The following is a 20,933-nucleotide window of genomic DNA, read 5'->3' on the forward strand; positions in this document are numbered from 1 at the left end:
TATGTACATTAAAAAAATTCTTTGGGCAATTGCTCTTCTTGGTTTGGTTATATGTGGCGCTTTTGCCTATTATATTTATGGAGCCATGTTTTCACCTAATACAAAATTTGAAAACGAAACCGAATTTGTTTATGTGCCAACCAATGCAACTTACTCAGATGTGCGCTCACAATTAGAACCGCTTTTAGATGATATTAATGCCTTTGATGCTTTAGCAAAACAGAAAAAATATACTACAAACATCAAAGCTGGTCGTTTTGCGATTACTAAAGGCATGAATAATAATGATATTATTAATTCTATACGAAGTAAAAACCTTCCGATTAAAATAGCTTTTAATAATCAGCACCAATTAGCTGATTTGGCAGGAAGAATAAGTACGCAAATTGAAGCAGATAGCTTGTCTTTATTAGAGGCAATGACAGATAAAACATTTTTAAATGAAAATGGATTTAATAACGCAACAGCTTTGGGAATGTACTTACCTAACAGTTATGAATTCTTTTGGAATACTTCTGCGGAAACCTTTAGAGATAGAATGTTAACAGAGTACAATCGTTTTTGGACAGACACTAGAAAAGCACAAGCAGAAAAACTGAATTTAACCCCAAATGAAGTCATCACTTTAGCATCTATTGTACACGAAGAATCTAAACAAGCAGACGAACAACCAAGAGTGGCAGGTGTCTATCTAAATAGATTGCGTATTGGTATGCCTTTGCAAGCCGATCCAACTTTAAAATTTGCTGCTTATCAACTGCCAAAATATAAGAACACTATAATTAGACGTGTTTTAAATGTACATAAAGAAATAGATTCTCCTTATAATACTTATAAATATGCAGGCTTACCTCCAGGATTAATTGCTATGCCAGATTTATCTGCCATTAAGGCTGTGCTAAGTCCAGAAAAGCATAGTTACTTATATTTTGCTGCAGATGCAAAACGTTTAGGTTATCATAAATTTGCTAAATCCTTAGGTCAACACAATAATAATGCAAGAGAATATCATCACTATTTGTCTTCTCAAGGTATTAATAAATAAGGTTTGAAGATATTAATTAGCTGTTTTGCGTTTTTATTGCTGTCATGTGGCTTGCTTTTTTCGCAATCTAAGCTTAATACATTTTTAAAACCTAGTGATTCTTTAGATACTTCAAGACGTAATACGGTTGCTATTTCTGAAGCAGCTGTCGCTTCTGCAACATTAATAGCACTTAATCAATTATGGTATGCAGATTATCCACGTTCAAGTTTTAAAACATTAAATGATAGTGGAGAGTGGTTGCAAATGGATAAAATGGGACATGTGTTTTCATCTTATCAATTGGGAAGGCTAGGAGCTAACACTTTAAATTGGGCTGGTGTTAGTAAAAAAGATCAATTACTTTATGGTTCAACTTTGGGGTTTGGTTTTTTAACTGTTGTTGAAGTCATGGACGGCTTTTCTGAGGAATGGGGATTTTCTTGGACAGATATGGCAGCCAATGCTGCAGGAACTGGTTTACATGTAGGACAAGAACTTCTTTGGAATGAACAACGCATCGTTTTAAAATATTCATTTCATAGTACACAATTTGCTAAGCAGCGACCAAATAAGTTAGGTAACGGTTTCTCAGAAGAATTTTTAAAAGATTATAATGGACAAACTTATTGGCTAAGTGCTAATATCAATTCATTTTTAAAAACAGAGTTTGTTCCAAATTGGTTAAATGTTGCTTTTGGTTACGGAGCAGAAGGTATGTTAACTGGCGAAGCATACGATCCTTTGTTCTTAAACCAAAATAGAAAGCGTCAATATTATCTAAGTTTAGATGTTGATTTAACTCGAATTAAAACAAATTCTAACGTTCTTAAATCTATTTTCGACGTAATTAACGTAATTAAAGTGCCTTTTCCTACTTTAGAATTGGATAGCAATGGTCGACTAAAAGGGCGTTTAATATACTTTTAAGTTAAAATTTTAACACTTAAGCGATTGATTTTCAACATTTATAAAAAAATCGTATATTTGCACGCGAATTTTGTAGGACTGTTTTGGGGAAAACGTTTTACACTAAAAATTAGCTGTTATGACTAAAAATAGCGTTAAGAATTATGTAGTGCCATTTGTAATTTGTTTTTTTATTGCTTTAGCATTATATCCAGATTCAACTCTTAATCCAGATCATTATTCTACTAAAGGATTAGAACTTAATTATAATATTTCTGAAGATTTAGCAATGGCAACAAAAGACCATTCTGCAAAGTCCAATATGTTTACTCCGCATTTAGGTAAATCTTTTGAGGGATTTAAAGAAGCATTAGCTTTTAAGGAGTCTAGAGGAAATTATTTTACAGTTAATTCTTTAGGATATTTAGGTAAATATCAATTTGGTGCAGAAACTTTAGAATTACTTGGTATTTATACACCAAACCAATTTTTGTATAATCCAGAATTACAAGAAAAAGCGTTTATAGCGAATGCAGAACGTAATAAATGGGTGCTTAGAAATGATATTAAGCGTTTTGAAGGTAGGCAAATTGCAGGAGTTGAGGTTACGGAATCTGGTATTTTAGCCGCAGCACATCTCGCAGGTCCAGGAAGTGTAAAGAAGTTTTTACGTAGTTTTGGAGGTAATAATTCGTCTGACGAGTATGGTTCTACAGTAAGATCTTACATTAAAAAGTTTTCTGGTTATGATACTTCAATGATTACTCCAGACAAGAAAGCAAGAGTTACGTTATAAGCTAGTCTTTTTAATTTGTTTTAAGCAGTTTTAGTCGTGTAACACGCGTTAAAATTGATATTAAAATAACGCGTTATACATCGTTTAATCTTTTTGTATAATAAATATTGAAGGTCTTTTGTGTAAATCTTCTTTATTGTGTTTCCAGTCGCTTGCAGATTGTGTTTTAATAAATTCTGTTGGTAAGGTTAAATCACAAGCAACACAAATATTTGTGTTTGGATGAAGCGTATTTGCTAAATCTTCAAGCATTTTCATGTTTCTATATGGTGTTTCAATAAAAATCTGAGCCTGATTATGTTCTGAGGACAATCGCTCTAGTGTCTTTAATTTTGCTTTTCGTTCACTTTTATCAATTGGTAGGTAGCCATTAAAAGTAAAACTTTGGCCGTTCATACCAGAACCCATTAAGGCAAGTAAAATTGAAGATGGGCCAACTAGTGGTACCACTTTAATGTCCATTTGATGGGCTAGCTTAACAATATCAGCACCAGGATCTGCAATAGCAGGACAGCCTGCCTCAGATAGCAACCCAATTGAAATACCTTCTAAGCAACTGTTTAAATAAGTATTGCGTTCGGCTTCTGTAGTATATTTATTTAACACTTGAAGTTTTAATGCAGGTTGAGATTTACTTGGCGAAATACGCTTAATAAAACGACGTGCTGTTTTTTCATTTTCAACAATATAGTAATCGAGATCCTCAATTACTTTTTTTATAGATATTGGTAAAACTTCTAGTGGTGGATTATCACCTAGTCTTGTAGGTATAAGATATAATGTTCCTTTGGTATTGCTCATTAATGTATAACCAGTTTATGTGTGCTTTGTTCTCCGTTTGAATTGTTTATTTGTAAAACATAAATACCATTAGAGAGTTGAGAGGTATTTATTTTTTGAATAGTTTCTGTAGTGCGGTTAATTGATTTTACCTTTTTTCCGTGTAAATCATAAATCGCTATTTGAGTTAATATGTCTACGTTATTGTTTGATCCAAAATTAATATTTATATCCTTTTTTGTAGGATTAGGATAAACGGAAATATTAGAAAATAAATTATCTTCTAAACTTAATGTGGTATCAATAATTTTATAAATATTTCCAGTGGATAAATCTGAAATGTATAATTCTCCATTTAAATCTTCACCAAAAGCAGACCATTGACCAGTAAAAGATTGAAATGTTCTAATCCAATTCGCATTAGTTTCATCATAAGTTAAATATCCAATTTCTTGACTACATATATCAGCAAAGAAATACAAACCATTAAAGTTAGGGTAGTTAGTGCCTCTGTATCTGTAGCCTCCAGTAATAGAGCATTTAAATTCTCCATCACCAAAATGAGTATAACCACTAATAGGAAAAGTGTATGCGCTAGCGTCTGAGCAATCATTAGGGTTAAATGAATCATTACCTTCATAGCATCTCCAACCGTAGTTTAAACCTAATGCTGCATCTGCTGATGTAACCATATTGATTTCTTCATAATCGCCTTGACCAACATCAGCAATCCATAAGTCATTATTTAGACGGTCAAAAGAGAATTTCCATGGGTTTCTTAAGCCATATGCAAAAATTTCGGCTCTAGAATTTGGATCACCAATAAAAGGGTTACTAGATGGAATACTATAGTTTTGAGTAGCTGTTGTGGAGTTAATATCTATTCTTAAAATATTACCTAATAAATTCAATCTATTCTGTGAGTTGTTATCAGGATCGTTAGAAGAACCTCCATCACCTGTTGAAATATATAAAAAACCATCATCTCCAAACGCTAAGTCACCTCCATTGTGATTAGTGTATGGTTGAATAAAACTAAGTATAGAAAATTCTGAATTAGGGTCTGCAAGTAAAGGATTACTGGCATCTCTAGAGAATCTAGAAATAACAGTGTTTCCAGAATTATTAATATAGTTAACAAAAAAGTAGCCATTTGTTGCATAATCAGGATGAAAAGCTAAACCTAAAAGACCTCTTTCGTTTCCGGTGTCTATAACAATACTATTTATATTTAAAAATGGTGTGTTTTCAATAGAGCCGTCCGAATTTATAACTTTAATTAATCCATCTTGTTCAACAACATAAAGTTTGTCGTCGCCTGCATGTTTCATGCTGACTGGTCGGTTTAAATTGGAAGCAAAAAGTTCTAAATCTATATTTTGAGCCTTACAAAAAGGATGAATTGAGAATGCTATTAGGCATAATAGTATAGTATATTTCATCTTAAACGCGTTAAAGGTTTGGTACTAAATTACAAAAAAGAGTTTTGTAATGAGATTTAATCTTTGTTTTAGTGCTTTAAACCCTCGGCAATAATAGCACATGTTTTATTAGCAAGTTTATAAACGTATTCAAAATCACTTTCATCACCGTAATATGGATCTGGCATGTTTTTATTCTGAATCGCTGTATTAGCTTCTAAAAACAATTTTACTTTTTCAATATCATTTGGATGGCGAGCTAGACTAACGATATTCTTATAATTAGACTGATCCATGGCGTATATATAATCAAAAGTATCAAAATCAGAGACTTTAAATTGTCTTGCATTTTGTGTGCTTATATCTAATCCGTGTTTTTTTGCAACTGCAATAGATCGTTTGTCTGGCGCATTACCAACATGGTAAGCAGCAGTACCAGCTGAATCTACATAAAAATGATTTTCAGAAAGTTTAGACTCCATAATACCATGAGCTAGAGGTGAGCGACAAATGTTCCCTAGACAAACCATTAATATACGAGTCATAATAAGGCGTAATTAAAGCGCTAACTTTTTAGATAAGTCTTCTACGTATTTTCTAAATTGTTTATCTGTAGAAGATAAATTGTCAACCGTTTTACAAGCATGCAGAACAGTAGCATGGTCGCGTTGTCCTATTTGAGAACCAATACTTGCTAAAGAGGCTTTAGTGTATTTTTTAGCGAAAAACATGGCTAATTGGCGTGCTTGTACAATATGACGTTTTCTAGTTTTAGATTGAAGCGTATTCACATCCATTTGAAAATAATCTGAAACGACTTTCTGAATGTAATCAATAGATACTTCACGTTTGGTGTTCTTAACAAACTTCTCTACGATATCTTTTGCAAGATTGATAGTGATTTCCTTTTTGTTAAAAGAAGACTGTGCTATTAGTGATATAATTGCACCTTCAAGCTCTCTAACGTTAGTTTTAATATGTTTTGCAACATACTCTACAATATCGTCTGGCATTTCAACACCATCTCTGTAAAGCTTGTTTTTTAAGATAGAAACTCTAGTTTCAAAATCTGGAGTTTGTAATTCTGCAGAAAGTCCCCATTTAAAACGAGATAATAAGCGTTGCTCAATATCTTGCATATCTACAGGAGCTTTGTCACTTGTTAAAATAACTTGCTTTCCGTTTTGGTGTAAGTGATTAAATATATGGAAGAATACATCTTGTGTTCCTGTTTTACCAGACAAGAATTGTACGTCATCTATAATTAAAACATCTATGATTTGATAGAAGTGAATAAAGTCATTTCTATTATTCTTCTTAACAGAATCTATGTATTGTTGCGTGAATTTTTCAGCAGAAATATATAAAACTGTTTTTTCAGGGTATTTATCTTTAATATCAACACCAATAGCATGTGCTAAGTGTGTTTTTCCTAAGCCAACACCTCCAAAAATCAATAATGGGTTGAAAGATGTTCCACCTGGTTTGTTAGCAACTGCAATACCTGCGTTTCTAGCCAAACGATTTGAGTCTCCTTCAAGGAAGTTTTCAAAACTATAACTTGGATTTAATTGCGATTCAATCTTTACGTTTCTAATGCCAGGAATAATGAATGGATTTCTAAGTTCAGGGCTTTTATTATTAAAAGGCACATCAACATCTTGCGATTTTACAGCAGATCTATTTGAACTAGGAATCTTTTCAGTAAAAGGTTGTTTATTGCCGTAAGTGTTTTCCATTTTAATAACGTAAACCAACTTGGCATCTTCACCTAACTCTTTTGTAAGCGAAACCTTTAAGATTTTAACATAATGTTCTTCTAACCACTCATAGAAAAATTTACTCGGAACTTGAATGCTCAAAGCATTACCAGAAAGCTTCACTGCATCTATAGGTTCAAACCAAGTTTTGTAGGCTTGTGGTTGTATATTATCTTTTATAAAAGCGAGACAATTACTCCATACAGATTGCGCTGTGATCTCCATTCGTTAAGTTAAATTTTTTGTTGTTAGTGATATTAGCAAAAAAAAAGAGAATTTGGATTCTCTAGTAGTTTTGAACAGGACAAATATGTGAACAAAATTCTTAAAAAAAAAATCAAATTTCATAGAATCTTTAGAAATTTTTTCCCATGTTTAAAACATTTGAAAATTACAAAATTATTCCTAAACAAAAGTATAATTATGAATTATAATGAAACAAAAATAAGAGTGCGCTATGGCGAGACAGACCAGATGGGTGTTGTGTATCACGCCAACTACGCGGTATACTTTGAAGTGGGTAGAACCGAGTGGTTACGCGAGTTTGGGCTTAGCTATAGCGGAATGGAAGCAGATGGCATAATGCTTCCTGTAGTTTCATTGTCTATAAACTACAAAAATTCAGCACGTTATGATGATGAGCTTAAAGTAAAAACAACACTTAAAAAGATGCCTACTGCATCTATAGAATTTGAGTACGAATTACGAAATCAATCTGATGTTTTACTAGCTACAGGAAGCACAATTTTAGCGTTTATTGATGTAAAGAAGAATAGGCCTACAAGATGCCCAAAATATCTTTTAGACCAACTGCAAAATTATTCGTTATAATTCTTTTATTTCGACTCCGAAAAATTGAGTAAATAGATCAAAAAGTTTCGAACTGTGGTTTTTTCTGACAGATATTTCTAATAAACAATTTAATTCTAAGGTCTGATTTGTGATCTCAACATCATTTTCTTTTAAAATTCGCATCACTTTGCTCATGTTTTTATATTCAAAGTTGAGCTGAAACTTTTTATTTATGGTTCTTTCAACAATTTTTGAGGCTTCTAATGCTAATTGTGCGCCTGCTCGATATGCATTTATTAAGCCTCCGACTCCTAATTTTACACCTCCATAATATCTCACTACTATAATTAAGATGTTAGTGACTTCAAAAGATTGTATTTGGCCATAGATTGGCATTCCGGCAGAGTTGTTAGGCTCTCCATCATCGTTTGCTCTGTATTGAATTGTCTCTGTGCCTATTTGGTATGCGTAACACCAATGTCTCGCTGAATAGTGTTCTTTTTTTACAGCTTCTAAATGTTGCTTTATTTGTTCTTCATTAGTTACAGGAAAAGCAAAACCATAGAATTTGCTATTCTTATCTTTAAATAATTCGCCTTGTGCTGGTTTTGTAATTGTTTTATATACGTCTAATTCTTCCATTATGTTATTAAAACTAATATAATTGATAGATTGAAGAGGAGAAAACCAATTCTGTTTATATTTTAAAAATACATTATAATATTAATAATGCTATTTAACAGTAAGATTTTCGTGATAAAAAATAGATTTATTACACTAAAGGATTAATTATTCGGCAATGAAAAAGTTGTTGTATCAATTTAATTTGTCGTTAATTTTAGTATTGAATTTAATATGCAAGCAGATACATCCTCTTGATGTGTTAAGTTTTAATTTAAGTTAATTAAATTTGAAATTAAAAGAAGATTTATGAGAAAAATTACATTCTTCGTTCTAATGTTATTTTTTAAATTATCGTTTTCTCAAGAGACTGTTGGATTGGTTTATAATAATGTTAATGTAGCTAAATCAAATGGGTACACATTATTTAATACTTTAGTTAATGACAAGTTGTATTTAATAAATAATTGTGGAGAAGCGGTGAATCAATGGGATTTTTCTGGAGGAGTCAGTAGGCAAGCATATCTGTTGGAAAATGGGAATTTATTACAAGGTAATGGAGCTAAGGCAGATATAAGGGATTGGGAAAATAATGTACTTTGGAGTTTGGATTATTTAGAGGAATTTGGCTTTCAAACGCACCATGATTTAGAGCCTCTTCCCAATGGTAATTTTTTAGTGTTAATTAGGGATTCTTATACTAATATCGAAATGTTTGCGGAAGGTATGGACACAGCTTATTCTGAAGATACTTTATTGTTAGAGAGAATCGTAGAAATTGAGCCTGTAGGTACAGATTCGGCTAATATTGTTTGGGAATGGAAACTATTTGATCATATAGTACAAGATTTTGATACCTCTAAACCTAATTTTGGGATTATTGCAGATAATCCTCAATTATTGGATATAAATTTCGATAATGGTAATGGAGCTAACCCAATACATACCAATGCTATTAATTATAATGAAGATCTAGATCAAATAGTAATATCTTCAAGACATTTAAGTGAGGTATTTATTATAGATCATAGCACTACAACAGAGGAGGCTGCATCAAATTCTGGTGGGATTTATGGTAAAGGTGGTGATTTTCTTTGGAGATGGGGAAATCCTGAGGTTTATGATCAAGGTACTGCTGCAGATAGAAAACTGGGAAGACAACATGATGTAAAATGGATTACAGACGGTCCTCATCAGGGAAAAATATCTGTTTTTAGTAATGACGGTTATGGATCAGATTTAACGGCTTCTTCAATTCATATAATTGATCAAAATGATAATAACGGAGTATATGCTCTTGATTCAGGTAAATTTTTACCAACTGATTATTTTTGGTCCTATGATGGAACTATTTTAGGTAAAGTCCTTTTGGAATCCTCTAGAAGTGGAGTGCAAATAATGTCTAACGGTAATGCCTTAATTAACGAAACGAGTATAGGGAGAATCACTGAAATTGATACCTTAGGAAATGTGGTTTGGGTTTATGTTATTCCTATTGGTGACAATGTTGTTTTCAATCAATTTAGTGAAGCTACTGATAATGGATCTTTTAGAGCTCATAGGTATCCGGAAAACTATAATGGATTTGACGATCAAACATTTAATAATACCGGAATTATTGAAGATGTCAATTCTAACTCTCAAGAATGTATTAGTCTTTTATCTATTGATGATTCTTATTTCTCTAGTTTAAATGTTTATCCTAATCCAACAAAAGACGTTTTAAATTTTGATGTTCATGTCGATTTCATTGAGGTTTATGATTTATCTGGAAAAAAGATACTAAGTCAAACAAATTCTGAAAATATCAATTTAGAAAATCTACCTAATGGATTATATATCATTAAACTTTTAAATAATGACCGCTCTGAGTTTTTTAAAATTTCAAAAACATAGAAAAGAGTACGATGCTTAATTTATAGAATAAGTATTTAATATCTAGAGTTATGCTAGTGTAACTAATAATATGGCTATAAAAGCTAAGGTAATACCAATCCAGTTTTTCTTAGAAATGTTTTCCTTAAATAAGACTAAGCCTACTAATGTTGAAAGTGCTAAAATGGCAATATTATTAATAGTAAATATCGTTGAGCTTTCTGTGTTTTCTACTCGTAATGCTAAAAGTAGAAAATACATAGAACCATAATTTACAATACCTAAGAGAATTCCGAACGGTATACTCTTAAGTTGAAAGCTTTTTTTAGTAGCAATGGATTTATAAGCAAATAAAAAGAAGCCGATAATTGCAGCTATACCAAAAATAGAGGATAGGAATAAGGGAATATTACCTTTTGGTGCAAAATGATTTACAGAAGTATCTATAATACCAGAACCAATGAAAAGAATAATAGGCAAGTAGATAGATTTTGTAACAACAGAATTATCTTTCTGTTTTATTGATGTTAGGTAAACAGCGACTAAAGCCAATGCGATTCCTATTAATTTTTGAGCTTCTGTACTTTCGTTATTTACATAAATCCCGAATATTACCGGAATTATTAAACTCATTTTACTAGCAACAGAAGCTACTGAAAGTCCATTCTTTTGAGCTGTAAGTGCCATAACATTAAATATGGCAATAAACAGAAAGCCTAATCCAATAGCAGCAATAAACCAATGGGTTTGTATAATTTCTGAAACGTTAATTTTTGCATCGTTGAATATCAATCCAAAACCGAAAGCCGTTGCGTAATTGACTACAATAGCTTGAAGCGTGTCTATCTTATACTTACTAAAAAGTTTAAACAACACAAAAATTGCCGTAGAAGACAATACGCTTAATAGTAAATAAATCAAAAGAGCTCTTTTTTAGTTTTAAAAAGTGTCACGATATCTTCTTTGGTTTCGTCGATGTTCCAAGTATGGTAGCCCATTTTATCTGCTGTATCAGTATTGTCCTTTGTGTCATCAATAAACAAACATTCATTAGCAATAAGATTATTTGCAGTTAAAACGAATTCAAAAATATCTGTATTCGGTTTTCTAAAATGAATTTGCTGTGATAAATAAAAGACATCAAAACACTGCTTAAATTCTTCAAAAAACGGAACAGTTTCCTTTACATAATCAATATGCATATCATTGGTATTGCTCAATAATATGAGTTTATATTTTTTTTGAAGTGCTAATTCTTTAATAAAATCTAATCTATGCTCAGGAAAATCTTTAATAATGCAATTCCAGGCATAAATAAGTTTGGTTTCACTTATTTCAGGAAATTTCGATTTATAAAACTGAATAAATTCTGAAGTAGAAATTTTACCAACTTCATATAATATATTCGTTTCAATCATGTCAGCATCAAACGTCTTTAGATTGAATAAATCTAATGCATACTGCATAGCACCTGGCTTATCTAGGTTGATAAATACATCACCAAAATCGAAAATTAATGTTTTAATCTTTTGCATAAATTCTTAATAAATCAGTTTTTATTTGAGACTCAGAAATTAAAGTTCCTTCTAATTTCGGTGACTTTATACCGGTTTTAAAGCTTGTGTTACCTGTAAAAACGCGTGCTTCATCCCAAAGATTTTCATTTATAAATGTTTGAAGTGTTTGAGCACCACCTTCTATAATTATAGAGTTGATATTTTGTTTGAATAATAAATCCGCAATTTGAATTCCTATCGGTTTTTCAAAATCAATATCTTCATTTGTAACTCGTATGGTTTTCGCTTCATTATTAAAAACAGCGTAGTTAGCGTTTAATTTTGAAGTTTTATCTAATACCACTCTAATGGGATTCTCGCCAGACCAATCTCTAACCGTTAAACTCGGATTGTCTTCAATTACTGTATTTGTTCCAACCAAAATAGCTTGTTCTTCAGCACGCCATTTATGTACTAATTGACGAGAATATTTATTGGTTATCCAAACTGGTTTTTTCTCATCCTTTTTTAAAGGTGCAATAAAACCATCTGCAGTTTCTGCCCATTTGAGTATAATATAAGGACGCTTTTTATTGTGAAATGTAAAAAACCGTTTGTGATGTGCTTTGCATTCGGCTTCCAAAATACCAACAGTAACATTACAGCCAGAAGCTCTAAGTTTGGCGATGCCTTTACCTGCAACTTCCGGATTGTCGTCAATACAACCAATCACTACATTCGGAATTTTATGTCTTACAATTAAATCGCTGCAAGGAGGTGTTTTTCCGAAATGGCTGCAAGGTTCTAGTGTTACATAAAGCGTGCATTCAGTTAAAATAGATTTGTCTTTTACCGCGTTTATAGCATTTACTTCAGCATGATTGCCACCATAAGCACTTGTGAAACCTTCAGCAATTATCAAATTATTATGTACAATTACAGCACCAACCATAGGGTTTGGTCTTGTACTTCCCAATCCGTTTTTGGCAATTTGCAAACAACGTTTTATATAAGTGTCGTGTGTTGTCAACTATAATTTAATTTTTACATCTTGGATTTCATCAACGGTATATGTAGAAGAGTAACCCATAATTTTATATTTAATATCGCCTTTATAATGCACTTTTAAACTTTGGGTGATTAAACTACCTAACAAACCACCAAGACTGTTCTTATCTATAAGACGTTCGGTTTCTACAGTGACAGTAAGAGGAATTGTGAATTCTTTTTTTCGTGGTACATTAAATTCATCAGATATAATCGTTGCAACTTCTGCATCATTAATATAAACCTTAAAGTCATCGGTTTTTAAGGTGCCACCAACATCGTTTTTATTTAGAAAAAAAGCATCTGCACTAAGGGTAATTCTTTTAGAATTAGAATCTGTGACTTTAATATTATCTAGTTTTACAAATTCTGGTTTTTCGGTTACAGAACAGTTGAAAAGTAATGTAAAAGTTAGGGAAAACATTAAGAGTCTTTTAAACATAAAATTGTTTTTATATGTATTTTTGATTCTGACTAAAAATTAATTATTAAGTGCGCAAAGATACTATTGTTATCCGAGAAATTGAAGCCAAGGACAATCCTAAAATTGCAAAAGCGATTAGGAATGTTTTAATAGAAATGGGAGTGCCTAAAGTTGGTACGGCTTATGAAGATTCTGCTCTAGATTGTATGACGGAAACCTACAATGCGCCAAAGAAAGCGTATTTTGTAGTTGAAAGTGGTGATGATATTATTGGAGGCGCAGGCATTTCGCCTTTAGATAATTATGAAGGTAATGTGTGCGAATTACAGAAAATGTATTTTATGCAAGAAGCCAGAGGTAAAGGTTTAGGAAGCGAAATGATGCATAAATGTTTAGATTTTGCTAAACAAGTAGGTTTTGGTCAATGTTATTTAGAAACCTTACCATATATGGATGATGCACGGAAACTCTACAGAAAAGTAGGTTTTAAATCTATTGATAAGCCAATGGGAAACACTGGTCATTACTCATGCACTGTTTGGATGCTTAAAGATTTGTAATTAATGGTATTAAAAGAACTTCAAAATATATTTCATATAGAATTAGATGCTATTTATGGTAAACATGAAGTAGATAGTTTTTTCTATTTATGTACAGAGCATTATTTGAATGTACCAAGAATACAATTGACTTTAGACCCAGGATTAGCCATTACAAAACCGGAAACAGATACTTTTTTTAAGGTCTTAGAAGATTTAAAACAGCAAAAGCCCATACAGTATATACTAGGTGAAACGGAATTTTACGGATTGCCATTTAAAGTGAATGAGCATGTGCTGATTCCGAGACCAGAGACTGAAGAACTTGTAGATTTAATAATTCGTACTTTCACTTCGAGTGCAGTCGAGAAGTCTATAAAAATCCTAGACATCGGCACAGGTTCTGGTTGTATAGCTATTTCTTTAGCTAAAAACTTACCGAACGTTGAAGTTTATGCTTTGGATATTTCAAAAGAAGCTCTGAAAGTGGCAAAACAGAATGCTGAACTAAATAAGGTTGATATCAATTTTATAGAGGCTAGTATTTTAGATAATACTTGTCATTCCGCACTAGATGCTGATTCTAATTTTGATGTTATTGTATCCAATCCACCATACGTTAGAAATTTAGAAAAACAAGAAATTCAACCCAACGTTTTAGACAACGAACCACATTTGGCTTTGTTTGTTGAGGATGATAATCCATTACTGTTTTATAAAGCTATTACCAATTTTGCGCTTAAAAATCTGAAACCAAAAGGCACATTGTATTTTGAGATTAATCAATATCTTGGAGAAGAGACTAAAGCCTTATTAACGGATACTAATTTTCAAAAAGTTGAGTTGCTAAAGGATTTGAATGGTAATGATAGAATGTTGAAAGGCATTAAAATTTAAAAGGAAGAATTGTTTACATACATTTATATATGAACACAAAACAAAAAATAGAATCACTAAGAGAAGAACTGCGTCAACACAACTACAATTACTACATTTTAGATGATGCTACTATAAGTGATTACGAATTTGATATAAAATTAAAAGAACTTCAAGCTTTAGAAGAAGCGCATCCTGAGTTTTTTGATGCTAATTCACCAACACAACGTGTAGGAGGAGAAATCACTAAGAATTTTAAAACTACGGTTCATGATTCTAGAATGTATTCTTTAGATAATTCCTATTCTAAAGAAGATTTGTTGGATTGGGAAACACGCATCAAAAAAATGGTGGATGGTGAAGTGAATTATACTTGCGAGTTAAAGTATGATGGAGCATCGATTAGTTTAACCTACGAAAACGGTAAATTATTAAGAGCTGTAACTCGTGGTGATGGCGTGCAAGGTGATGAGGTCACTGCAAATATTAAAACCATAAATACAGTGCCATTGCAGTTAAAGGGTGATTTTCCTGAACGTTTTGATATTAGGGGAGAAATTGTTCTACCTATTGAAGGTTTCTTAAAAATGAATGAAGAACGTATTGAAAACGAGGAAGAACCTTATAAAAATCCAAGAAATACAGCTTCAGGAAGCTTAAAGCTTCAAGATAGTTCAGAAGTGGCAAAACGGCCTTTAGAATGTCTGTTATATAGTATTGTAGGAAACAATCTAAATATCACGTCGCAATTTGAAGGTTTAGATAAAGCCAGAGCTTGGGGTTTTAAAGTGCCGCAAGAAGCTAAATTGGTAAATTCTATTGATGAAGTTTTAGACTATGTGGACTATTGGGATAATAATAGACACAATTTACCTTACGAAATTGATGGTGTTGTTGTTAAAGTGAATAATCTCTATCAGCAAGACGAATTAGGTTTTACAGCAAAAGCACCACGTTGGGCCATGGCTTATAAGTTTAAAGCTGAACAAGTTTCTACACGTTTAAATGAAATAACATATCAGGTTGGTAGAACAGGAGCCATTACACCAGTAGCCAATTTAGAACCTGTACAATTGGCTGGTACAACGGTAAAACGCGCATCGCTTCATAATGCAGACCAGATTGAAAAATTAGATATAAGAGTAGGAGATGAGGTGTTTGTGGAAAAAGGAGGTGAAATTATACCAAAGATAATCGCAGTTGATTTAACCAAACGTCCTGCGGATTCTGTGCCAACAACCTATATTACTAATTGTCCGGAATGTGGTACTGAATTAGTGCGATTAGAAGGCGAGGCAAAACATTACTGTCCTAATTATACAGCTTGTCCGCCACAAGTAGTTGGGAGAATTCAACATTACATCTCAAGAAAAGCCATGGATATTGATGGACTAGGAGGTGAGACGGTTGCCTTGTTGGTTAAGGAAGGTTTAATTCATAATTATTCCGATTTATATGAATTGACTGTAGAGCAAGTAATTCCGTTAGAGCGTATGGCAGAAAAAAGTGCCGTAAATCTTGTTAATGGTATTGAAGCTTCAAAACAAATTCCATTTGAACGTGTACTATTCGCTTTAGGAATACGTTATGTAGGTGAAACGGTAGCTAAGAAACTAGCCAAGCACTATAAATCTATTGATGCCTTAATGTTTGCTTCTTTATTAGATTTAGTTACAGTAGATGAAATAGGAGAGCGCATTGCAGAAAGTGTTGTTGCCTTTTTCTCTTTGGAAGAAAACAAACAAATTATAGAACGATTAAGGTCGTTTGGAGTACAACTAGAAATTTCCGCTGAGAAACTAGCAAACCAAACCGATAAGCTTAAAGGACAGACTTTTGTAGTTTCTGGTGTTTTTGAAACTATTTCTAGGAATGAGCTTAAAAAACTAATTGAAGATAATGGAGGTAAAGTGTCTTCATCTATTTCATCTAAAACAACTTATGTGGTTGCAGGTGATAAAATGGGACCAAGTAAACGTACAAAAGCAGAAAATTTGAATATTCCGATACTGACAGAAATGGACTTTTTAGACGTATTGAAGTAAATTCCTACGTAAAAATAGCTGTTTATTCGATGAAATGCATAATTTTAACGTTAAAGTGTAAAAAAAATGTTTATATTTGCTACCGTTAATAAGGGAATAATTAATGTTAGTAAAAAAAATCATAAAGGTAGTATTGTTACTCTTGGGAGCTGTCTACATTTTACTTCAAGGTTTAGCCAAAGAAGTAGAGGGAGCTATTCTGAGTGCAATTATACTGATGCTTCTCACCTGGCTTTATGTAAGTTGGACTAAGCATAAATCTAGATTTTTCCTTTCGTTTTTAGTGACTTTTACAATTGCACAAATATTAAATGCTATTTCTTGGTACACACCCGAAGTTCCTTTAGATAAAATAGATTATTTCTACTATCTAATAAATATACTTTATATTGTTGCTTATGCTTTGCTTATTATTAAAACTATAAAGCAATTAAATTTAAAAACAATTTTTTCAGAGTTAACGATACCTATTGTAGTGTTGGTTGTTTTAGATGTTTTTTGTGTTACTCTAATATCAGGAACAACAGAAGGCTCTTTTTCTTATTCTCAATATGTGTTAGAGTACGCATATAATGCATTTGTTATGGCATTATTATCATTTGCGCTTATAGATTATATGTATAGAAATAATTCTAAATCTATGCTTTTTTTATTAGGAACTATTTTTATTGCGTTTTCAGAAATCATTCAGCTTGCCTATTTTTATATTCTTAGTGATGACAGTTTAGGGTTTGTATATTCGTTCTTTTTAGTAGTTGCTTTCTTCTTTCTGTATCTACAATCACAACATAGAGTGACTCAGCCTATACCTGCTTATGTCGATGAACCTATTGAGGTTGAAAATTTATAGTGAGTCTAAATCCAAGTTGCATTTATTTTTTTTAATTCAGATTTTAGCTCAATAACACAATTGTTATCAATCAGTTGTGTCTTAATAATTATTTGTTGGTTTTTGGTTTTTAGTATGTAGTCTCCTGCAAAATGTTTTATTTGCCTTATGTCATTGATTTTTAATTTTTTACCAAAAGAAGAATTCTCTTTAATTATGCCATTATTAATGGTGATATATTTTTGGTTTTTTTGAAAGAAATAAAGTATAAAGTAAGCTAGAGCCAATGCAAACCAAATGAAGTCGTACCATTTAATACCATCATTAAATGCTACTTGAACAATGCCATTAATTAACCATATAATTCCTAAAGCTAAATTAATGGTTAAATGCTTCTTTTTATATGATATTATCATTCTTAATTTACATCCTTTTTATTAAAAAGCACAAAACAGATTTAAACAACAATTGCAGCTCCGTCTGATTTAATGTTTTTTCCAGAATTAAAATAGAAATCTACTTTTCCTAAATATAAACCGTAGCAACCTACTTGGTTAACTAATACATTTTTACCAATACTATTTTTTTCTATAGTTGGTTTAGGTAAAAATGTGTGCGTGTGTCCACCAATAATAAGATCAATGTCTTTTGTAGCTCTAGCTAGTTTTAGGTCACTTACCTTATCTGAGTTTTTTTTGTAATCATATCCAATATGAGATAAGCAAATAACTAAATCACATTTTTCTTCTTCTTTTAATAAGCGAGACATGTCTTGTGCTTTTTCAATAGGATCGAGATAAACGGTTTCTTTGTACATATTTTTATCTACTAAACCATCTAGTTTAATACCTAAACCAAATATGCCAATTTTTATACCATCTTTGATAATAATTTTATAAGGCTTAACATGTGTGTCCATTACGGTGTTTGAAAAATCGTAATTAGCAGATACAAAATCGAATTTAGCATGTGGTATTTGGGCATACAATCCATCAATACCATTATCAAAATCATGATTACCAATAGTAGCTACATCATATTTTAGCATACTCATGAGTTTAAATTCCAATTCACCACCATAATAATTGAAGTATGGTGTGCCTTGAAAAATATCTCCAGCATCTAATAATAAGGTGTTTGGGTTTTCTTTTCTTATGGCATCTACTAAAGTAGCACGTCTTGCTACACCTCCCTTATTTGCATTTCTACCATCATCTGATCCAAAGGGATCAATATGGCTATGCACGTCATTGGTATGTAGAATGGTTATTTTTTTTGTTTTGCTAGAACCAAACGATTGTAGTCCTAAGCCTCCAATTCCTGCTAAAACTGTTGCTGCTGTTGATTTTTGTATAAATTGTCTTCTCTTCATGTCTTAAAAATTTAATTTTATAAAACGGTTGTCGCGTATTGGATGTAAAGTGTCTGTTTTCTTAAAGTTATCAATTAATACATTTCTTATTTTATAATCTAAAACAGTTAAGCCTTCATTAGGTTTAAAAAAGGTCATGCCATCACCACCATTATACAGGTAATCATTAGTAGCAACATAATAAGTTTTTGAAATATCTATAGGTTCTTTATTAATTGTTGCTAATTTAACCTCGCTATCTGCTGTTAACGTAAGTTGAAGCTGGCGAGACACAGGATGTGCTCGTTTTGCATTAGCTAAATATGTCATCATCTCATTAACTTTATCACCTTTAATAGCTGCTACCACCACAGAATTTTCAAAAGGCATTACTTCGTAAGCCGTTCGTGTAGTAACGTTACCTTTAGAAATTATAGAGCGAATGCCTCCATGATTCAATAATACAAAATCAATATATTTACCAGTCTTTTTATAAAAAACAGGATTACCTTCATCATAAACGGCATCAGCCATTAAGTTTCCAATAGCCGTATTTAATTCTCCATCGGTTTTAGAATACGTCTCTGGTGCATAGGATATAATATTGTCCATGTCTTTATTAACGTGTTCCCTAAATGGTTTAATGTAATTTTCTATCTCCGCTTTAGGTTTAAGATTTTCATCTATAGCGATACGTTCCCCTTCAATCTTTGAAATTTTTGATGATGCACATGAAAAAATGAGCAACAAAAAGCAGAGTTTTAAAGTTTGTTTAATAGTCATTGAATAACTTATAAAGAGTTTATAATAAAATGTGAGCGCTTTTACTAAATTTGCACAAAGGCGAAAGATAAATGATTTTAAAAGCATTTAAAGAAAAATCTAATCGAAAATATGTCAACAAATTGTTGGCAGAACGTAAATCTACTGTAAACAATAATAAAATTAAAACGGTAGCAGTTTTGCTTAATGCAAGTGAATTTCATGAGTTTGAAGTGTTTAGGGTCTATTTTAAGACATTGGGATTAATTTCACCAAAGCATAAAATAGTAGCTTTTACTATGGATGATAAGTTAGAATATAACCAATGGAATGCGCATTTTAGTCCAAAGGATTTTGGTTGGAAAGGCAAAATGAAAAATCCAGATTTGGAAGCTTTTGTAGCAGAACCATTTGATATGTTGATTTGTTTCTACAAAAACACTGTGTTACAATTAGATCAAATCACCGCAGCATCGCATGCGAATTTCAAAGTAGGAATTTCTACAAATGACGAACGCTTATATGATTTAATAATAGATGTTGATTTAAAAGATATCAACATTTTTAAACAGGAATTAAAAAAATACTTAAACATTCTAAAAAAATTATAATGACCAAATTTATAGGAACAGGTGTTGCATTGATCACACCATTTACAGCAGATTTAAGCATCGATTTTGACGCTTTAGAGCGATTAGTAGAATATAATATTGAAAATGGTACTGATTATTTAGTTATCAGTGGTACAACTGGAGAAAGTGTTACGGTTACACCTGAGGAGAAAAAGGAATTAGTATCGTTTATAGCTAAGATAAATAATGGAAGATTGCCATTAGTTTTAGGTATTGGTGGTAATAATACAAAAAAGGTTGTTGAAGAAATACAAACTACTGATTTTACTGCCATAGATGGTATTTTGTCTGTTTCTCCTTATTACAGCAAGCCTACACAAGAAGGGATTTATCAACATTTTAAAGCCATAGCAGAAGTTTCTCCTTTACCAATTATCTTATATAACGTTCCTGGTAGAACATCGTCTAATATGTTGCCAACGACTACATTTAGATTGGCTAAAGATTTTGATAATATTGTAGCGGTAAAAGAAGCAGGAAACAATGTGCACCAGTATTTAGAATTGTTAAGAACCAAACCTAAAGGCTTTTTAGTATTATCTGGAGATGATGATTTAGCTTTGGGAGTTGCTTTAGCAGGAGGCTCTGGTGTTATTTCTGTAATTGGGCAAGCTTTACCTAAAGAGTTTTCTGAAATGATAAGATTAGGTATTGCGCGCAAGGCAAAAGAAGCTTACGATATTCATTTTAAATTAATGCCTATTACAGGAATGATTTTTTCTGAAAACAATCCTGCAGGAATAAAAGCGGTTTTGTCTGCATTAAATATATCAAAACCACATGTGCGATTACCACTTGTAGAAGCAACCGATCAGTTAAAGGAAGCTATTAAAGTTGAACTAAAATCTTTAGGTAAAAGTTAAACTTTATATAAATTGGTTTTTAGGCTAAAAACAACACTTAATTTAGCACATAATAATTGTTTTTTAAATCCGTTAATAATGTTTACTTTTG

23 protein-coding genes are annotated in these 20,933 nt (G+C 31.8%); 11 read left to right on the plus strand and 12 right to left on the minus strand.

Going from position 1 to position 20,933, the window contains the following annotated elements; translation table 11 throughout:
• Position 1 precedes the first annotated feature (1 nt).
• The 3 genes from mltG to ACJJVO_RS03975 all read left to right on the plus strand — a co-directional run bounded on the left by mltG (position 2) and on the right by ACJJVO_RS03975 (position 2,729).
• Complete coding sequence (gene mltG / locus ACJJVO_RS03965) at positions 2-1,045, plus strand: endolytic transglycosylase MltG (protein ID WP_405570731.1); 1,044 nt, start codon at positions 2-4, stop codon at positions 1,043-1,045.
• A gap of 3 nt (positions 1,046-1,048) precedes the next feature.
• Positions 1,049-1,954, plus strand: coding sequence for a DUF2279 domain-containing protein (locus ACJJVO_RS03970; RefSeq protein ID WP_405570733.1), 906 nt, complete (start codon positions 1,049-1,051; stop codon positions 1,952-1,954).
• Between the two features lie 118 nt (positions 1,955-2,072).
• Positions 2,073-2,729 (plus strand): peptidoglycan-binding protein LysM, encoded by a 657-nt coding sequence (locus ACJJVO_RS03975; RefSeq protein ID WP_405570736.1) that lies wholly within the window; start codon positions 2,073-2,075, stop codon positions 2,727-2,729.
• An 84-nt stretch (positions 2,730-2,813) separates the two neighbouring features.
• Here the strand turns inward: ACJJVO_RS03975 and ACJJVO_RS03980 are convergent, their stop codons facing one another.
• The 4 genes from ACJJVO_RS03980 to dnaA all read right to left on the minus strand — a co-directional run bounded on the left by ACJJVO_RS03980 (position 2,814) and on the right by dnaA (position 6,915).
• Positions 2,814-3,530: an SAM-dependent methyltransferase gene (locus ACJJVO_RS03980; RefSeq protein ID WP_405570738.1), complete on the minus strand. Its 717-nt coding sequence runs from the start codon at positions 3,528-3,530 to the stop codon at positions 2,814-2,816.
• Positions 3,530-4,951, minus strand: a complete 1,422-nt coding sequence (locus tag ACJJVO_RS03985; protein ID WP_405570740.1) for a PQQ-dependent sugar dehydrogenase — start codon at positions 4,949-4,951, stop codon at positions 3,530-3,532. Before ACJJVO_RS03985 ends, ACJJVO_RS03980 begins: the two co-directional genes overlap by 1 nt.
• A gap of 68 nt (positions 4,952-5,019) precedes the next feature.
• Positions 5,020-5,475, minus strand: a complete 456-nt coding sequence (locus ACJJVO_RS03990; protein ID WP_405570742.1) for a low molecular weight protein-tyrosine-phosphatase — start codon at positions 5,473-5,475, stop codon at positions 5,020-5,022.
• A 12-nt stretch (positions 5,476-5,487) separates the two neighbouring features.
• Positions 5,488-6,915 carry a chromosomal replication initiator protein DnaA gene (gene dnaA, locus ACJJVO_RS03995; protein ID WP_405570743.1) on the minus strand — a complete coding sequence of 476 codons (1,428 nt, stop codon included), beginning with the start codon at positions 6,913-6,915 and terminating at the stop codon, positions 5,488-5,490.
• Between the two features lie 198 nt (positions 6,916-7,113).
• On the opposite strand from dnaA, the gene ACJJVO_RS04000 reads away from it, so the two are divergent.
• A complete protein-coding gene (locus tag ACJJVO_RS04000) occupies positions 7,114-7,521 on the plus strand; it encodes an acyl-CoA thioesterase (protein WP_405570744.1) in 408 nt (135 codons plus the stop codon).
• On the opposite strand, the gene ACJJVO_RS04005 is transcribed toward ACJJVO_RS04000, so the two are convergent.
• On the minus strand, positions 7,516-8,124 hold the full coding sequence (locus ACJJVO_RS04005; RefSeq protein WP_405570747.1) for an IMPACT family protein: 609 nt from the start codon (positions 8,122-8,124) through the stop codon (positions 7,516-7,518). The genes ACJJVO_RS04000 and ACJJVO_RS04005 overlap by 6 nt on opposite strands.
• A gap of 288 nt (positions 8,125-8,412) precedes the next feature.
• On the opposite strand from ACJJVO_RS04005, the gene ACJJVO_RS04010 reads away from it, so the two are divergent.
• A complete protein-coding gene (locus ACJJVO_RS04010) occupies positions 8,413-9,999 on the plus strand; it encodes an aryl-sulfate sulfotransferase (RefSeq protein WP_405570750.1) in 1,587 nt (528 codons plus the stop codon).
• A gap of 48 nt (positions 10,000-10,047) precedes the next feature.
• On the opposite strand, the gene ACJJVO_RS04015 is transcribed toward ACJJVO_RS04010, so the two are convergent.
• Genes ACJJVO_RS04015 through ACJJVO_RS04030 form a run of 4 tightly spaced genes read right to left on the minus strand, consistent with a single transcriptional unit; the run spans position 10,048 to position 12,945 of the window.
• Positions 10,048-10,899: an EamA family transporter gene (locus tag ACJJVO_RS04015; protein WP_405570753.1), complete on the minus strand. Its 852-nt coding sequence runs from the start codon at positions 10,897-10,899 to the stop codon at positions 10,048-10,050.
• Positions 10,896-11,513, minus strand: a complete 618-nt coding sequence (locus ACJJVO_RS04020; RefSeq protein WP_405570755.1) for an HAD family hydrolase — start codon at positions 11,511-11,513, stop codon at positions 10,896-10,898. Before ACJJVO_RS04020 ends, ACJJVO_RS04015 begins: the two co-directional genes overlap by 4 nt.
• Positions 11,500-12,504 (minus strand): bifunctional diaminohydroxyphosphoribosylaminopyrimidine deaminase/5-amino-6-(5-phosphoribosylamino)uracil reductase RibD, encoded by a 1,005-nt coding sequence (ribD, locus tag ACJJVO_RS04025; protein ID WP_405570758.1) that lies wholly within the window; start codon positions 12,502-12,504, stop codon positions 11,500-11,502. The genes ACJJVO_RS04020 and ribD overlap by 14 nt, the downstream gene beginning before the upstream one ends.
• Positions 12,505-12,945, minus strand: a complete 441-nt coding sequence (locus ACJJVO_RS04030; RefSeq protein WP_405570760.1) for an LEA type 2 family protein — start codon at positions 12,943-12,945, stop codon at positions 12,505-12,507. It lies immediately after the preceding gene.
• A gap of 68 nt (positions 12,946-13,013) precedes the next feature.
• Here ACJJVO_RS04030 and ACJJVO_RS04035 point away from each other — a divergent pair, with 68 nt between their 5' ends.
• From ACJJVO_RS04035 to ACJJVO_RS04050, 4 genes are all read left to right on the plus strand, one after another.
• On the plus strand, positions 13,014-13,505 hold the full coding sequence (locus tag ACJJVO_RS04035; RefSeq protein ID WP_405570763.1) for a GNAT family N-acetyltransferase: 492 nt from the start codon (positions 13,014-13,016) through the stop codon (positions 13,503-13,505).
• A gap of 3 nt (positions 13,506-13,508) precedes the next feature.
• The gene (gene prmC, locus ACJJVO_RS04040; protein WP_405570766.1) at positions 13,509-14,381 is read left to right on the plus strand and encodes a peptide chain release factor N(5)-glutamine methyltransferase; all 873 of its coding nucleotides are present in this window, start codon (positions 13,509-13,511) and stop codon (positions 14,379-14,381) included.
• Positions 14,382-14,410: 29 nt separating this feature from the next.
• Positions 14,411-16,405, plus strand: coding sequence for an NAD-dependent DNA ligase LigA (gene ligA / locus ACJJVO_RS04045; protein ID WP_405570769.1), 1,995 nt, complete (start codon positions 14,411-14,413; stop codon positions 16,403-16,405).
• A gap of 103 nt (positions 16,406-16,508) precedes the next feature.
• Positions 16,509-17,255, plus strand: coding sequence for a hypothetical protein (locus ACJJVO_RS04050; RefSeq protein WP_405570772.1), 747 nt, complete (start codon positions 16,509-16,511; stop codon positions 17,253-17,255).
• A 5-nt stretch (positions 17,256-17,260) separates the two neighbouring features.
• Here ACJJVO_RS04050 and ACJJVO_RS04055 read toward each other — a convergent pair whose 3' ends face one another.
• From ACJJVO_RS04055 to ACJJVO_RS04065, 3 genes are read right to left on the minus strand one after another with little or no spacing between them, the layout of a single operon-like run.
• Positions 17,261-17,650 carry a hypothetical protein gene (locus ACJJVO_RS04055; protein WP_405570773.1) on the minus strand — a complete coding sequence of 130 codons (390 nt, stop codon included), beginning with the start codon at positions 17,648-17,650 and terminating at the stop codon, positions 17,261-17,263.
• Between the two features lie 41 nt (positions 17,651-17,691).
• Positions 17,692-18,606, minus strand: coding sequence for a bifunctional metallophosphatase/5'-nucleotidase (locus tag ACJJVO_RS04060; RefSeq protein WP_405570775.1), 915 nt, complete (start codon positions 18,604-18,606; stop codon positions 17,692-17,694).
• A gap of 3 nt (positions 18,607-18,609) precedes the next feature.
• Positions 18,610-19,368: a 5'-nucleotidase C-terminal domain-containing protein gene (locus ACJJVO_RS04065; protein ID WP_405570777.1), complete on the minus strand. Its 759-nt coding sequence runs from the start codon at positions 19,366-19,368 to the stop codon at positions 18,610-18,612.
• A 71-nt stretch (positions 19,369-19,439) separates the two neighbouring features.
• On the opposite strand from ACJJVO_RS04065, the gene ACJJVO_RS04070 reads away from it, so the two are divergent.
• Together ACJJVO_RS04070 and dapA are read left to right on the plus strand one after the other, a co-directional pair.
• A complete protein-coding gene (locus ACJJVO_RS04070; protein WP_405570779.1) occupies positions 19,440-19,958 on the plus strand; it encodes a DUF6913 domain-containing protein in 519 nt (172 codons plus the stop codon).
• Positions 19,958-20,842, plus strand: a complete 885-nt coding sequence (dapA, locus tag ACJJVO_RS04075) for a 4-hydroxy-tetrahydrodipicolinate synthase (protein ID WP_405570786.1) — start codon at positions 19,958-19,960, stop codon at positions 20,840-20,842. The genes ACJJVO_RS04070 and dapA overlap by 1 nt, the downstream gene beginning before the upstream one ends.
• Positions 20,843-20,933 lie beyond the last annotated feature (91 nt).

It is taken from the genome of Winogradskyella sp. Asnod2-B02-A, from assembly GCF_045063645.1.
GTDB lineage: Bacteria > Bacteroidota > Bacteroidia > Flavobacteriales > Flavobacteriaceae > Winogradskyella.